The organism is Paracoccus shandongensis (genome assembly GCF_017315735.1).
GTDB lineage: Bacteria > Pseudomonadota > Alphaproteobacteria > Rhodobacterales > Rhodobacteraceae > Paracoccus > Paracoccus shandongensis.
Genome location: NZ_JAFLRK010000002.1, coordinates 67,520 through 80,214, shown reverse-complemented (window position 1 = coordinate 80,214; position 12,695 = coordinate 67,520). Strand labels below are relative to the sequence as shown.

At 67.4% G+C, this 12,695-nt stretch carries 14 protein-coding genes; 9 read left to right on the top strand and 5 right to left on the bottom strand.

Annotated elements, in window-relative coordinates; translation table 11 throughout:
* Positions 1 to 67: 67 nt before the first annotated feature.
* From JX613_RS02825 to JX613_RS02815, 3 genes are all read left to right on the top strand, one after another.
* On the top strand, positions 68 to 754 hold the full coding sequence (locus JX613_RS02825) for a response regulator transcription factor (protein WP_207099943.1): 687 nt from the start codon (positions 68 to 70) through the stop codon (positions 752 to 754).
* A 106-nt stretch (positions 755 to 860) separates the two neighbouring features.
* Positions 861 to 1,079: an antitoxin MazE family protein gene (locus tag JX613_RS02820; RefSeq protein ID WP_207099942.1), complete on the top strand. Its 219-nt coding sequence runs from the start codon at positions 861 to 863 to the stop codon at positions 1,077 to 1,079.
* Entirely contained in the window at positions 977 to 1,402 is a 426-nt protein-coding gene (locus JX613_RS02815) for a type II toxin-antitoxin system PemK/MazF family toxin (RefSeq protein ID WP_336512259.1), read from the top strand. Before JX613_RS02820 ends, JX613_RS02815 begins: the two co-directional genes overlap by 103 nt.
* Before the next feature lie 157 nt (positions 1,403 to 1,559).
* Here JX613_RS02815 and JX613_RS02810 read toward each other — a convergent pair whose 3' ends face one another.
* A complete protein-coding gene (locus JX613_RS02810; protein ID WP_207099940.1) occupies positions 1,560 to 2,534 on the bottom strand; it encodes a glutathione S-transferase family protein in 975 nt (324 codons plus the stop codon).
* 52 nt (positions 2,535 to 2,586) lie between these two features.
* Positions 2,587 to 3,903 carry an MFS transporter gene (locus tag JX613_RS02805; protein WP_207099939.1) on the bottom strand — a complete coding sequence of 439 codons (1,317 nt, stop codon included), beginning with the start codon at positions 3,901 to 3,903 and terminating at the stop codon, positions 2,587 to 2,589.
* 151 nt (positions 3,904 to 4,054) lie between these two features.
* Here JX613_RS02805 and JX613_RS02800 point away from each other — a divergent pair, with 151 nt between their 5' ends.
* Entirely contained in the window at positions 4,055 to 4,840 is a 786-nt protein-coding gene (locus JX613_RS02800; RefSeq protein ID WP_207099938.1) for an exodeoxyribonuclease III, read from the top strand.
* A 55-nt stretch (positions 4,841 to 4,895) separates the two neighbouring features.
* Here the strand turns inward: JX613_RS02800 and JX613_RS02795 are convergent, their stop codons facing one another.
* Positions 4,896 to 5,501 (bottom strand): VPLPA-CTERM sorting domain-containing protein, encoded by a 606-nt coding sequence (locus JX613_RS02795; RefSeq protein ID WP_237168312.1) that lies wholly within the window; start codon positions 5,499 to 5,501, stop codon positions 4,896 to 4,898.
* A gap of 369 nt (positions 5,502 to 5,870) precedes the next feature.
* Here JX613_RS02795 and trxA point away from each other — a divergent pair, with 369 nt between their 5' ends.
* The 4 genes from trxA to JX613_RS02775 are packed head-to-tail and all read left to right on the top strand — an operon-like array spanning position 5,871 to position 8,268.
* Positions 5,871 to 6,779, top strand: a complete 909-nt coding sequence (trxA, locus tag JX613_RS02790; protein ID WP_207100103.1) for a thioredoxin — start codon at positions 5,871 to 5,873, stop codon at positions 6,777 to 6,779.
* 3 nt (positions 6,780 to 6,782) lie between these two features.
* Entirely contained in the window at positions 6,783 to 7,409 is a 627-nt protein-coding gene (locus JX613_RS02785) for an LON peptidase substrate-binding domain-containing protein (RefSeq protein ID WP_207099936.1), read from the top strand.
* Positions 7,406 to 7,600 (top strand): Trm112 family protein, encoded by a 195-nt coding sequence (locus tag JX613_RS02780; protein ID WP_207099935.1) that lies wholly within the window; start codon positions 7,406 to 7,408, stop codon positions 7,598 to 7,600. The genes JX613_RS02785 and JX613_RS02780 overlap by 4 nt, the downstream gene beginning before the upstream one ends.
* The gene (locus tag JX613_RS02775; protein ID WP_207099934.1) at positions 7,600 to 8,268 is read left to right on the top strand and encodes a rhomboid family intramembrane serine protease; all 669 of its coding nucleotides are present in this window, start codon (positions 7,600 to 7,602) and stop codon (positions 8,266 to 8,268) included. The genes JX613_RS02780 and JX613_RS02775 overlap by 1 nt, the downstream gene beginning before the upstream one ends.
* On the opposite strand, the gene JX613_RS02770 is transcribed toward JX613_RS02775, so the two are convergent.
* Positions 8,257 to 8,928: a DUF2268 domain-containing putative Zn-dependent protease gene (locus tag JX613_RS02770; RefSeq protein WP_207099933.1), complete on the bottom strand. Its 672-nt coding sequence runs from the start codon at positions 8,926 to 8,928 to the stop codon at positions 8,257 to 8,259. The genes JX613_RS02775 and JX613_RS02770 overlap by 12 nt on opposite strands.
* Positions 8,929 to 9,146: 218 nt before the next feature.
* Here JX613_RS02770 and JX613_RS02765 point away from each other — a divergent pair, with 218 nt between their 5' ends.
* Positions 9,147 to 10,034, top strand: coding sequence for a DUF2189 domain-containing protein (locus tag JX613_RS02765; protein WP_207099932.1), 888 nt, complete (start codon positions 9,147 to 9,149; stop codon positions 10,032 to 10,034).
* Between the two features lie 69 nt (positions 10,035 to 10,103).
* Here JX613_RS02765 and JX613_RS02760 read toward each other — a convergent pair whose 3' ends face one another.
* Positions 10,104 to 12,692 carry a DNA translocase FtsK gene (locus JX613_RS02760; RefSeq protein ID WP_207099931.1) on the bottom strand — a complete coding sequence of 863 codons (2,589 nt, stop codon included), beginning with the start codon at positions 12,690 to 12,692 and terminating at the stop codon, positions 10,104 to 10,106.
* Between the last annotated feature and the right edge of the window lie 3 nt (positions 12,693 to 12,695).

The window sequence follows — 12,695 nt, the reverse complement described above, 5'->3', positions numbered from 1 at the left end:
CCGACATGATGCTGGACGGGACGACACGCCTTGCCCACCTCTTGCGCAACAAGCGAAGGGAGGCAACATGCCCGGACTGAAAAAGATCCTGCTGGTGGATGACGAGGAAGACCTGCGCGAGGCCCTGGCCGAACAGCTGATCGCCACCGACGAATTCGACGTGACCGAGGCGGGCACGGGCGCGGGGGCCGTGGACGCGGCCAAGAACGCGATCTTCGATCTGGTGATCCTGGACGTGGGCCTGCCCGACACCGACGGGCGGGAACTGTGCAAGAAGCTGCGCAAGCTGAACGTCAAGTGCCCCATCGTCATGCTGACCGGCCACGACACCGACGCCGACACCATCCTGGGCCTGGACGCGGGCGCGAACGATTACATCACCAAGCCCTTCAAGTTCCCGGTCCTGCTAGCCCGCCTGCGCGCGCAACTGCGCACCCATGAACAATCCGAGGACGCGATCTTCCAGTTGGGGCCCTATACCTTCAAGCCCGCGATGAAGATGCTGATCGACGGGAAGGACCGCAAGATCCGCCTGACCGAGAAGGAAACCAACATCCTCAAGTTCCTGTATCGCGCGCAGGACGGAGTGGTGGCCCGCGACGTGCTGCTGCACGAGGTCTGGGGATACAACGCGGGCGTGACCACGCATACGCTGGAAACCCACATCTATCGCCTGCGCCAGAAGATCGAGCCGGATCCCGGCAACGCGCGGCTTCTGGTGACGGAGTCGGGGGGGTATCGGCTGGTGGCGTGACCGAAAGGCCCGGCGGATGCGCCGGGCCTTTTGCACAGCGCATGTCTCGCAAGGCGCTTGAACCACCCTCCTGTCTTGTTACATGTAACAAGACAGGAGGTCCGCCATGCCAAGCCCCATTTCCCAACGCGTGCAGAAACGACGCGATGCCTTGCGGGCGGCAGGCCTTCGCCCCGTCCAGATCTGGGTTCCCGACACCCGCCGCCCCGGCTTTGCGACAGAGTGCCGCCGCCAGGCAGCAGTCGTGGCCCGGTCGGACCGCGCCGACACGGATCTGGGCGATTTCATCGATGCTGCAATGGGCGATGTGGACGGTTGGGATTGAAGCGCGGCGATCTGGTGACGGTTGCCCTTCAGGGTGACCACGGAAAGCCGCGTCCTGCCCTTGTGATCCAATCCGACCTTTTCCCGGATACAGCCACCACCACCGTTCTTCTGGTCACCTCCACGCTGGCCGACGCCCCGCTGATCCGGCTGACGGTGAAACCCTCGGCCAGGAACGGATTGCGGGTGACATCCCAGGTGATGATCGACAAGGCCATGACGGTTCGGACGGACAAGCTGGGCAACGCCTTTGGCCAGCTTGAGGACACGGCCATGGTCGAAGTCAACCGGGCGCTTGCGCTGTTCCTGGGCGTGGCGGGATAGCCATGGCCCTGCGGCCCGGTGGGGCTTTTGATCCTTCGGAACCCATCCCCCTGCCCCCGCGTTCATCCCCCGAAGCCCAGTGGCCGGCGGATGCGGCCACACTCTCCTCCCTCTCTCCCTCTGATGCCCCGGCGCTTTCCCGCGCCGGGGCTTCCTTTCAGCCCCGGCCATGCGGCGCGGTCCAGTCCAGATCCGGGCCGATGGGGATGATGCGGTGCGGGTTCACGGTGTCGTGGCTGAAGTAGTAATGCCGCACGAAATGGTCGGGCCGCACCGTGTCGGCCACGCCTGGCATTTGATAGAGTTCGCGCGCCCATGCCCAGAGGTTCGGGTAATCGACGACCCGGCGGCGGTTGCATTTGAAATGGGTGTGATAGACCGCGTCGAAGCGGGCGATGGTGGTGAACAGCCGCCAGTCGGCCCCGGTCAGGCGGTCGCCCGCAAGGTAGCGGTTGGCGGCCAGGATCCCCTCGATCCAGTCCAAGGAATCAAACAGCGGGTGGACGGCCTTGTCATAAGCCTCTTGCGACGTGGCGAAGCCCGCCTTGTAAACGCCGTTGTTCACCGTGTCATAGATGCGGTCGTTCAGATGCCCGATCCCATCGCGCAGGTCTTCGGGCCAGTAGTCGTCGGTGTTGCCCGTCAGCCCGTCGAAGGCCGAGTTAAACATGCGGATGATGTCGCCGCTTTCGTTCGACACGATCCGGTCTCCGTCGCGGTCCCACAGGACCGGAACCGTCACCCGCCCCGAGGCCTTGGGATCGGCGCGCAGGTAGAGCTTGTACAGGTAAGGCTCTCCGAACAGCCGGTCGCCGGTCGCGCCGTCGAAGTCGGTGCGGAATTCCCAGCCGTTCCACAGCATGTCGGGATGCACGACCGAGATGTCGATGTGATCCGCCAGGCCCTTCAGCGCCCGGAAGATCAGCGTCCGATGCGCCCAGGGGCAGGCGTAACTGACATACAGGTGGTATCGCCCGCTTTCCGCCTTGAAGCCGCCCTCGCCCGTGGGGCCAGGGCTGCCGTCGGGCGTCACCCAGTTGCGGTGTTTCGCCGTGTCGCGGACGAATTCGCCGCCGCTTGATCCGGTGTCATACCATTCGTCCTTCCAGACGCCTTCGACCAGCTGGCCCATTGCCCTGTCCTCCTGTGATCGACAAGGCAACGGGCCGCCCCGGCCTGGGGTTTCAGGCGATGGCCTGATCGCGGGTTTCCGTTTTCACCAGCAGCAGCGCCAAGGCCCCCAGCAGCAGCAGCGCGGCAAAGACGCCGATGGCAAAGCCGAAGCCCTTGGCGAAGACAAAGGCCAGCAGGCTGGGCGCGAGGATGCCGCCAAGACGCGCCATGGCGCTGGCCGTGCCCATGCCGGTGCCGCGCAGGTGGGTCGGGTAAAGCTCGGGCGTGAAGGCGTAAAGCGCGCCCCAGGTGCCCAGCAACGCAAAGCTCATCAGGATCAGCGCGCCCGCGACCATGGCGGTGCCGCTGGCCACGGTGAACAGCGCGCAACCGGCGGCGCTGAGCAAAAGGAAGCCCAGCAGCGTCGCGCGCCGGCCCACCGCCTCGACCCCCCAGGCGGCCAGGGCGTATCCCGGCACCTGCGCCAGGGCCAGCACCACCAGGAATTCATAGCCGCGCACGAAGCCGAAGCCCTCGGTCGCCAGTTGCCCCGGCACCCAGACGAAGACGCCGTAATAGGACAGCGACACCAGGAACCACACCGCCAGCACGCCGACCGTCCGCGCCCGCAGCAGGTCCGAGAAGATCGAGCCCTCCGCCCCCGTCGGCACCGATGCCGGGACCAGTTCGGCATCGGCAGGCAGCGGCTGCATCCCGTTCGTGACCAGCACCCGGTCGATCACGGCCTTGGCCCCGGCCTTGTCGCCCTTGCGGATCAGGTACATGGGCGATTCCGGCACCCAGAGGCGCAGGAAAATGCCGATCAGCGCCGGAACGGCTGCGACCGCGAAGATCCAGCGCCAGGGCGCCACCGCCCCCTGCGCGACAGCAAGCCAGGCCGTCAGCGCCACGACAATGGTGCCCACGGCCCAGAAGCCCTCCAGCCAGACCAGCCAGCGGCCCCGGTTCCGGGGCGGCAGGAACTCGGCCATCATGGCGTAATCCACGGGCAGCGTGCCGCCCACGGCCACGCCGGTCAGGAAGCGCAGCACCAAAAGCAGCGTGAAGTCCTGCGCAAAGACGGACGCCAGCCCGAAGATCGCGTCCATCCCCACGGTCAGCACCAGGATGTTGCGCCGCCCGATGCGGTCCGCGATCCGGCCAAAGGCGAATGCCCCCAGGAACATGCCCGCGAAGAACACTGTGCCGATCTGGAAGGCCGTCACCCGCTCAATCCCGAAGGTGGCGGCGACGGATGGGGCAGCAAAGCCCACCGCGATCACCTGCATCGCGTCCGCCGCCCAGACCAGCCCGAAGATCCCCAGAAGCCGCCACTGGAACCGCCCGGCCCCGCCGCGCGCCAAAGCTTCGTCCACCGTCAATTGCATCGTGCCCCCCTGTGCCGGATGGCATTGCTTAGCGCCGCTTTCCCCGATCACCAAGCCGCGATTGATGTTGCAAGACATTTTCCTGCCCCTGCGTCAACTCGACTCTGGCGGCCCCACCCGCTAGGGTCCGCCCGCCCAAAGGAGCCTGCCCATGTTCACCATCGCCACCTGGAACATCAACTCGGTCCGCCTGCGCGAAGGCCTGGTCGCCCGCTTCCTGCGCGAGGAAGCGCCGGACGTGCTGTGCCTGCAGGAATGCAAGTCGCCGGTGGACAAGATCCCCCTGGACCAGTTCCGGGCGCTTGGCTATGCCCATATCGTGGCGCGCGGGCAAAAGGGCTATAACGGCGTGGCGATCCTGTCGCGCCTGCCGATCACGGATGCGGGCGACCGCGATTACGCAAGCCTCGGCCATGCCCGCCATGTGGCAGCGCGGCTGGAAAACGGCGTGACGATCCACAACATGTATGTGCCCGCGGGCGGCGACATCCCCGACCGCGAACAGAACGTCAAGTTCGGGCAAAAGCTGGATTTTGTGGCCGAGATGCGCGACGTGTTCCACGCCGACCGGCCCGAAAAGTCCATCCTGGTCGGCGACCTGAACATCGCGCCCCGCGAAGACGACGTGTGGTCCCACAAGCAGATGCTGAAGATCGTCAGCCACACCCCCGTCGAGGTCGATCACCTGCTGTCCGCCCAGGACGCGGGCAAATGGGTGGACGTGACGCGCCAGGACATCCCCAGCGGGCTGCTTTATTCCTGGTGGAGCTATCGCGCCAAGGACTGGCACGCCGCCGACAAGGGCCGCCGCCTGGACCATATCTGGGCCACCTCTGACATCGCCAATGCCGGTCACGCCAGCCGCGTCCTGCGCCCCTGCCGTGGATGGGACGGGCCCAGCGACCATGTGCCGGTGCTGGCCAGCTTCGACCTGTGACAAAAGGCCCGCGACCGGAAGCCGCGGGCCGTTTTCGGAAAGACCGCCGGTCGGATCAGGCTTTCTGGCGGCGGCGCAAGGCTGCCAGCCCGCCCAGGCCGCCCAGCAGCAGGAAACCGGCCGCAGGCAGCGGAACCGGCGCCACGTCGATCGAGGCGATGCGGTAGCTGTCGAAACTGCCCAGCAACCCGGCATCGGCGCCAAAGCTGATGCTGCTGCCCACCAGGCCCGCCAGCGAATAGAAGCCAGTGCCGTCGGCTTTGCGCTCCTCGGGTTCCACCAGGACGCCGTCCACGAACAGGTCGAAGGAATCCGACTTCGACCAGGACGAGAAGCTTACCGAGGTGAAGCTGACCTCCTGGCCGAAGGTCAGGGTCAGCAGGTCGTTGGAAATCGAGCCGTCAACCTCGCCGGAATCCAGCCAATGCGAATAAACCCCCAGGCCGCCATTGTTGCGCGTCACGGTCTTGCAATCATAGCACAGGATCGTGTCGGGATTGGGCTTGTCGCGATACTGACCGGCGGTCGCCGTCGCGGTGATCCCGTCCACCAGCCAGGCATTGGCCCCGGCATTGGGCGCATCCGTGAAATCGAACGTCGCCGCAGCCGCAGGAACGGCTCCGGCCAGCAGTGCGGCAATCACGGTAAATGTCTTGAACATCTTCAACTCCCTAAACATGACTGCGCCTCTGGTTCGGGTCCGGCAAGCACCAAGGGGAACCGGGAATGCGCAATTCACACAATAGCCGCGCCGAACGGTCCAAACAATAAAATGAGATGCAAAATTGAAGGATAAACAGGTTAATAGACGATTTTAACCATTTTAATTTTGCGGGCGTCCACCCGGGGTTGTGCCGCCGGAAACCGATGCCACCGCAATATGTGCCGGCCCTTGGCCGCCGGCCCCGGCGGACCCGGGACGGGCGGGCGACTGATTCGCCCTGCGCCGATTCCGCCCTTCCCCTTGGGGTCGGGACGCCCCATATTGTCGCCAACAGATCAGTCCGAACCATCCGGGAATCCCATGACCATGCTTTTCGATGGCGCGACGGAGGCGCCGAAGCCCGCCGACTTCATCAAGGACGTGACCGAGGCGACCTTCATGGCCGAGGTCGTGCAGGCCTCCATGCAGGTGCCGGTGATCGTCGATTTCTGGGCGCCCTGGTGCGGCCCCTGCAAGACCCTCGGGCCCCAGCTGGAAGCCGAGGTCGCCCGCCACAAGGGCCGCGTCCGCATGGCCAAGGTCAACGTGGACGAAAACCAGATGATCGCCGCGCAACTGCGCGTGCAGTCGATCCCCACCGTTTACGCCTTCTTCCAGGGCCAGCCGGTCGATGCCTTCCAGGGCGCGGTCCCGCAAAGCCAGGTCAAGCAGTTCGTGGACAAGCTGGCGGCGCTGTCGGGCGATGACGGCGGGCTGGCCGAGGCGCTGGCCGCCGCCGAACAGATGCTGGAGGAAGGCGCCTTCGCGGATGCCGCCGAAACCTTTGCCGCCATTGCCGGGGAAGACCCCTCCAGCACCGAGGCTTGGGCGGGCGTGGTGCGCGCCCATCTGGCGGCGGGCGATCCCGACGCGGCCCAGGCCGCGCTGGACACCATCCCCGCCCCCGCCGCCACAAGCGCCCCGGTCGAGGCCGCGCGCGCCCAGTTGCACCTGGCCCGCCAGGCCGCGAAGGCCGGTCCCCTGGACACCCTTCAGGCGCGGGTCGAGGCCGATCCCGCCGACCAGCAGGCGCGGCTGGAATACGCGCAGGCGCTGCACGCCGCAGGCCGGGTGGAAGACGCCATCGACATCCTGCTGGACAGCTTCCGCCGCGACCGCGACTGGAACGAGGGCGCGGCCAAGGCGCAGCTTCTGACGATCTTCGACAGCCTCAAGCCCAACGACCCGCTGGTCCAGAAGGGCCGCCGCCGCCTGTCGTCCCTGATCTTCGCCTGATCCATGCTGTTCCGCTTCGATCTGCCCGCGCGCATCGCCCTGTTCCCCCTGACCGGGGCGGTGCTGATGCCGCGCGCGCGGATCCCGCTTCATGTGTTCGAGCCGCGCTACCTGCAGATGCTGGACGACGCGCTGAAGACCGACCACCGCCTGATCGGCCTGATCCAGCCCGAGGGGGACGGCCTGGCCGCCATCGGCTGCGCGGGCCGGGTTGTGGCGTTTTCGGAAACGGACGACGGGCGGCAGATGATCTCGCTGCGGGCCATCTCGCGCTTCCGGCTGGTCGAGGTGAAGGAGGGCTTCACCCCCTATCTGGTGGGCGAGGTGGACTGGTCCTCGTTCGGGCGCGACCTGAAGGGCGCCGAGGAGGATCCGGCCATGAACCGCGACACGCTGTTCCCCCTGTTGCGCCGCTACATGGAGGCGCATGAGCTGTCCACCGACTGGGACGCGGCCGCCGAGGCGCAGGACGAGGCGCTGATCAATTCGCTGTCCATGGTCCTGCCCTTTTCGCCCGGCGACCGGCAGGCGCTGCTGGAAAGCCCGACGCTCTCAGACCGGCGCGAACTGCTGCAAGGGCTGATCGAATTCGCCCTGCATGGCGGCGACAACGAGGAGCGACTGCAATGAGCCACCCTGACCACCCCGGCTTCGACCGCCACATGCTGGAAGCCCTGGTCTGCCCCGTGACCCACGCCACCTTGTCCTATGACGCCGCGCGGCAGGAACTGGTGTCCAAGGCCGCGGGGCTGGCCTTTCCGATCCGCGCCGGGATCCCGATCATGCTGGTGGCCGAGGCCCGGCAGATCAAGGCGGATTGATGGTGGCCCACACCGACCCCCTGGCGGCCATGCAGGACGGCTTGCAGCCGCGCCTGCCCTTGTGGGTCAGGGCCGTGATCGTCCTCTGCTGCGGGATCCAGGCGGCGATCATGGCCGCCGACCTTCTGGGCTATCCCATCGTCAGGCAGGCGGCCCTGATCTTCGGGGGCTTCTGGTCGCCGGTCGTCTGGGCGGGCCACGGGATCTTTCCGGGCCATCTCGTGACGATCTTCGCGACCTACGGCTTTCTGCACGGGGGGCTGCTGCACCTGGGGATGAACATGCTGTCGCTGGTCGCCCTGGCGCGGGAACTGAACCGGCTGATCGGCCCCCGCCGCATGGCGCTGGTCTATGCCGCCACGCAGGTCGCCGCCGCCCTGCTGTTCGCGGCGATGAGCCCCGACGGCGGGCCGATGATCGGCGCATCGGGCGCGATCTTCGGGCTGGCGGGCGCGCTGATCGGCTTTGCCGCCGTGACCGGCTGGCGCCGCCGCCGTCCCCTGGGACAATTGTGGCGCGGCGTGGCGATGATGGTGGTGCTGAATGTCGCGTTGACCGTGCTGATGCCCTCGATCGCGTGGGAAGCGCATCTGGGCGGCATCGTGGCGGGCCTTGTGATGGGCGCGGCCATGGCCCTGACCGGCAGCCCGCGATCCTCAGCCTTCTGAGGGCGCGGCTTCGGGATCGGCCTGCCCTTCCGCCGAGGCAAGGCGGCGCAGGATCTGGCGGAACGGCTCGGCCGGGGCGGTCGCCAGGGTTGCGGCGGTGTCGCCGGGCCTTTCGGCCAGATGCTCGGCCAGGATGCGATGGCCCAGGCTGTTGCCGGTTCCCCTGCGCAGGTCGCCCTTGCCGTTGAACCAACGGGGATGGTCGTAATCCCGCCGCGCCCATTCGTTCATCGCCTGCCGCAGGGTGCCTTGCGCGGGCCTGACGGTGTCGATGGGATCAGGCTGCCCGCCCATCACCTGCAGGACAAAATGCCCCGCCAGCCCCTCGCTGACCAGCGCCTCGCCCAGCGAGCGGCCATAGCCCGGCCCCTCCCAGCGGACCAGATGCGCCATCTGGCGGACCAGGGCGCGGGTGAAATGCTGGGGATCGAAGCGGTCGGGCGTCAACGCGACCTCGACCACGCCGGGCGCGAGGGCCTGGCCCTGGACCGCGCCATCGGCGGAACGGTCGGACTGCGCGCGGATCACAAGGTCGAAATCGGGTAGGTCAGTATGGCTTGACGTCCGCGCCACGGCATCCCGGCTGGCCTGCCGGATCTCGGACAGGACAGGCGTCAGGGCGTGGCGGGCGTTCAGAAGATGGATGTTCCAGACGGTCATAGGCTGGATATACCGCCTTGAGGGCGAGGGTGCCAGCGGCAGGGGCGGCCTTGCAGGGCTACGCCGAGGCGCGGCGGGATTGGGCAGTGCAACCTGCCCTTGCATCTGCTAGACTGGTGCCAGAGGATGGTTCGGCCCGGCATGTTCGCGGGCGGTGCCGGGTTCTCCGGCGGACGCCCTGACCGGCCCTGGACCCTCCAGACAGGGAGGATGAATCCATGCCCGACAAGACGATCGGAAACCCGCTAAGCTGGAGCGCGCAACGCTTGGCCCGCATGGGCCACGGCCTTGGCGAGGCGGTCGAGGGGATCGGCAGCCACGAACTGACCCGGCCCGTGGTCAACCGCATCGGCCTGGGCGATATCCGCGCAGCGATCCGCAAGGGGGTCGAAGACTTCGCCGCGCTTCGTTCGGACGTGATCATGGCGGTCGCGCTGTATCCGGTAATCGGCTTCGTCCTTGCCGTCTGGGCCTTCAATGCGGGGCAGCCGCACCTGCTTTTCCCATTGGTCTCGGGCTTTCCCCTGGTCGGCCCGGTCGCGGCGGTCGGCCTTTACGAGATGAGCCGGCGGCGCGAGGCGGGCGAGGAAGCGGACTGGCGCGCGGCGCTGTCCGCACTGACGGGCCAGGTGCTGGGGCCGGTGATTTCGCTGGCCGTTCTTCTGGTGGTGATCTTCGTCGTCTGGCTGTTTGCCGCGCATACGATCTGGGCCGCCAGCCTGGGGCCGGAACCTTACGACAGCATCCGCGCCTTTATCGGCGATACCCTGACCACAAGCGCGGGATGGGCGATGATCCTTGTCGGGATGGGCGTCGGCTTCGTTTTCGCAGCCGTGGTGCTGTGCATCAGCCTGGTGTCGTTCCCGATGCTGATCGACCGTCCGGTGGGCGTGCCGGTGGCCTTGGCGACCTCGCTGGCCGTGGTGCGCCGCAACCCCGGCGCGGCCGCGCTTTGGGGGCTGATCGTCGCGGTGTCGCTGATGCTGGGGATGATTCCGTTCTTTGCCGGGCTGATCGTGGTGCTGCCCATCCTGGGCCACGCGACCTGGCATCTTTACCGCAGGGCCGTGTCCTGGTCTGATCGTGCGACCGAGTTGGAAGTCTAGGCACCTTCGGCGCAAACGCGGCAAACGCCCGGTGCCTGTGCCGGCGCCTCGGGCGGGGCGTTCTGCGCCCTACACCTCCGGCACCAGCACCTCCCGCTTGCCCACGTGGTTCGCCGCCGAAACCACCCCCTGCTCCTCCATCTGCTCGACCAGCCGCGCGGCCTTGTTATAGCCGATGGCGAGCTTCCTCTGGATATAGCTGGTGGAACACTTGCGGTCCTTGGCGACGATCATCACCGCCTGGTCGTAAAGCGCATCGTCCCCGCCTTCGCCGCCCAAGCCCAGCACGGCGTCGATGTCCGAGGCCACCTCGTCTTCCGGCCCCTCGACAACGCCCGACTTGTAGGACGGCGGGCCGAAGGATTTCAGGTGCGTTACGACCTCCTCGACCTCCTCGTCGCTGACAAACGGCCCGTGGATGCGGGTGATGCGGGCGCCGTTGCCCATATACAGCATGTCGCCCTGGCCCAGCAGCTGCTCGGCCCCCTGCTCGCCCAGGATGGTGCGGCTGTCGATCTTGGACGTGACCTGGAAGGAGATCCGGGTGGGGAAGTTCGCCTTGATCGTGCCGGTGATCACATCGACCGAAGGCCGCTGCGTCGCCATGATCAGGTGGATGCCGGACGCGCGGGCCATCTGCGCCAGGCGCTGGATGCAGGCCTCGATCTCTTTCCCCGCGACCATCATCAGGTCGGCCATCTCGTCCACGATCACGACGATATAGGGGAAGGTCTCGGGCTTGAACTCCTCGGTCTCGAAGATCGGCTCGCCGGTGTCCTCGTCAAAGCCGGTCTGGACGGTGCGCTTGAACATCTCGTTCCGCGACAGCGCCTCGCGGACGCGGGTGTTGTAGCCCTCGATGTTGCGCACGCCCATCTTGGACATGCGGCGGTACCGCTCCTCCATCTCGCCCACGACCCATTTCAGGGCGACCACGGCCTTTTTCGGGTCGGTGACGACCGGGGACAGCAGATGCGGGATGCCGTCATAGACCGACAGTTCCAGCATCTTGGGGTCGATCATGATCAGCCGGCATTCGTCGGGCGTCAGCTTGTACAGCAGCGACAGGATCATGGTGTTGATCGCCACCGATTTCCCCGACCCGGTGGTCCCCGCGATCAGCAGGTGGGGCATCTTGGCCAGGTTCGCCACGACCGGATCGCCGCCGATGTCCTTGCCAAGCGCCAGCGGCAAGGGCTGCGTGCCGTCGCCAAAGGCGCGGGAGGCCAGGATTTCCCGCAGCAGCACCTTTTCGCGCCGGGCATTGGGCAGTTCGATCCCGATCACGGTGCGGCCCGGCACGGTGGAAACCCGCGCCGACAAGGCCGACATGGACCGCGCGATGTCGTCGGACAAGCCGATCACGCGGCTGGCCTTCAGCCCCGGCGCGGGTTCCAGTTCGTAAAGCGTCACGACCGGGCCGGGACGGACCTCGGTGATCTGGCCCTTGACGCCGTAATCGTCCAGCACCGCTTCCAGCATCCGGGCGTTGTCCATCAGCACGTCTTCGGAAACGGTCGCCTGGTCGCCGGCCGAGGGCGCGGTCAGCAGGTCCAGCGGCGGGCGTTCATAGGTGTTCAGCACGTCCTCGAAGGTCAGGTCCGGGGCAGCCCCGTCGCGCACCGGACGGGCCGGGGCGGGCTTCTTCATCGGCGGCACGGCGGCGCGGGGCGCGGCGGCGGGATCGGCCGGGACCGGATCGGCAGCCTCCTCGCGGTTGCCCTCCCGTGTCAGGCGCGCGGCCACCACGGCCAGGACCGAGGGCTTGGCCGGGGACAGGGTGCGGATCGCGTCGCTGATGCGCCCGCTGACCTCCTCGGCCGAGGGGGCGTCGCCGTCGTAATCGGCGTCGCGCTCGATCAGCTCGGGCTCGGGCAGGTCTTCCTCCAGCTCGAAGGCGGGAACGGCGGGCTTGCGGCGCGCGATGGTGGGCGCGCGGGGCGCCCCGTCTGGCGCGGCCTTGCCCGCGCGCCGGGCGGCGAGCCGGTCCCTCAGCGCGACCGAGGCAACAGCCCCCCGTCCGGCGGCGACCGCGGCCAGATCAAAGGCGGTCAGCAGCCCGGTCACGAAGCGCCTCCAGAAGACGCGCAACTCGGCCTTCTCGAAGCCCAGGACAAAGGCGGTCATGGCCAGCGTCCCCAGGGCGACGACCAGCCCGGCCAGGCGGATGCCGATCTGCGCCTTCATCGGCAGCAGGTTCAGCAGCGCGCCCATGAGCATGTCGCCGAAATGCCCGCCCAGGCCATAGGTCTGTTCCCACCCGGCCCCCGGCACCAGCGTGCTGCAATAAACCGAAGCCAGCGCCACCGCGATGGGCGTGAACAGCCCGCGCATCACGCGGTCCTCGCCCCGGTGCAGCATGAAGCGCAGGCCCCAGACAACGGCCGCGACGACCAGCATCCAGGATCCGTATCCCGCGATCATCATCAAGGGCGAGGCGACATAGGCCCCGAAGCTGCCCAGCATGTTCTGCGCGGGCTCGTCGGTGGCGGACAGGAACGAGGGATCCTCGGCCGACCAGCTGCCCAGCATGGTGGCGACCACGATGCCGATGACGATCAGGCCCGCGCCCAGCAATTCCTTGCCGCGCCGTTCCAGCGCCGCCTGGGTCGATTGGTCGAACAGCGGATCGCGGTGTTTTGCCTGCCAGCTTGCCATCGT

What these genes read in the sequence shown, in the direction of transcription:
- JX613_RS02825 (WP_207099943.1), top strand. Translation starts at nt 68, where the DNA reads ATGCCCGGACTGAAAAAGATCCTGCTGGTGGATGACGAGGAAGACCTG.
- JX613_RS02785 (WP_207099936.1), top strand. Translation starts at nt 6,783, where the DNA reads ATGCTGTTCCGCTTCGATCTGCCCGCGCGCATCGCCCTGTTCCCCCTG.
- JX613_RS02775 (WP_207099934.1), top strand. Translation starts at nt 7,600, where the DNA reads ATGGTGGCCCACACCGACCCCCTGGCGGCCATGCAGGACGGCTTGCAG.
- JX613_RS02765 (WP_207099932.1), top strand. Translation starts at nt 9,147, where the DNA reads ATGCCCGACAAGACGATCGGAAACCCGCTAAGCTGGAGCGCGCAACGC.
- JX613_RS02795 (WP_237168312.1), bottom strand. Translation starts at nt 5,501, where the DNA reads ATGTTCAAGACATTTACCGTGATTGCCGCACTGCTGGCCGGAGCCGTT.
- JX613_RS02800 (WP_207099938.1), top strand. Translation starts at nt 4,055, where the DNA reads ATGTTCACCATCGCCACCTGGAACATCAACTCGGTCCGCCTGCGCGAA.
- JX613_RS02805 (WP_207099939.1), bottom strand. Translation starts at nt 3,903, where the DNA reads ATGCAATTGACGGTGGACGAAGCTTTGGCGCGCGGCGGGGCCGGGCGG.
- trxA (WP_207100103.1), top strand. Translation starts at nt 5,871, where the DNA reads ATGCTTTTCGATGGCGCGACGGAGGCGCCGAAGCCCGCCGACTTCATC.
- JX613_RS02780 (WP_207099935.1), top strand. Translation starts at nt 7,406, where the DNA reads ATGAGCCACCCTGACCACCCCGGCTTCGACCGCCACATGCTGGAAGCC.
- JX613_RS02820 (WP_207099942.1), top strand. Translation starts at nt 861, where the DNA reads ATGCCAAGCCCCATTTCCCAACGCGTGCAGAAACGACGCGATGCCTTG.
- JX613_RS02810 (WP_207099940.1), bottom strand. Translation starts at nt 2,534, where the DNA reads ATGGGCCAGCTGGTCGAAGGCGTCTGGAAGGACGAATGGTATGACACC.
- JX613_RS02760 (WP_207099931.1), bottom strand. Translation starts at nt 12,692, where the DNA reads ATGGCAAGCTGGCAGGCAAAACACCGCGATCCGCTGTTCGACCAATCG.
- JX613_RS02770 (WP_207099933.1), bottom strand. Translation starts at nt 8,928, where the DNA reads ATGACCGTCTGGAACATCCATCTTCTGAACGCCCGCCACGCCCTGACG.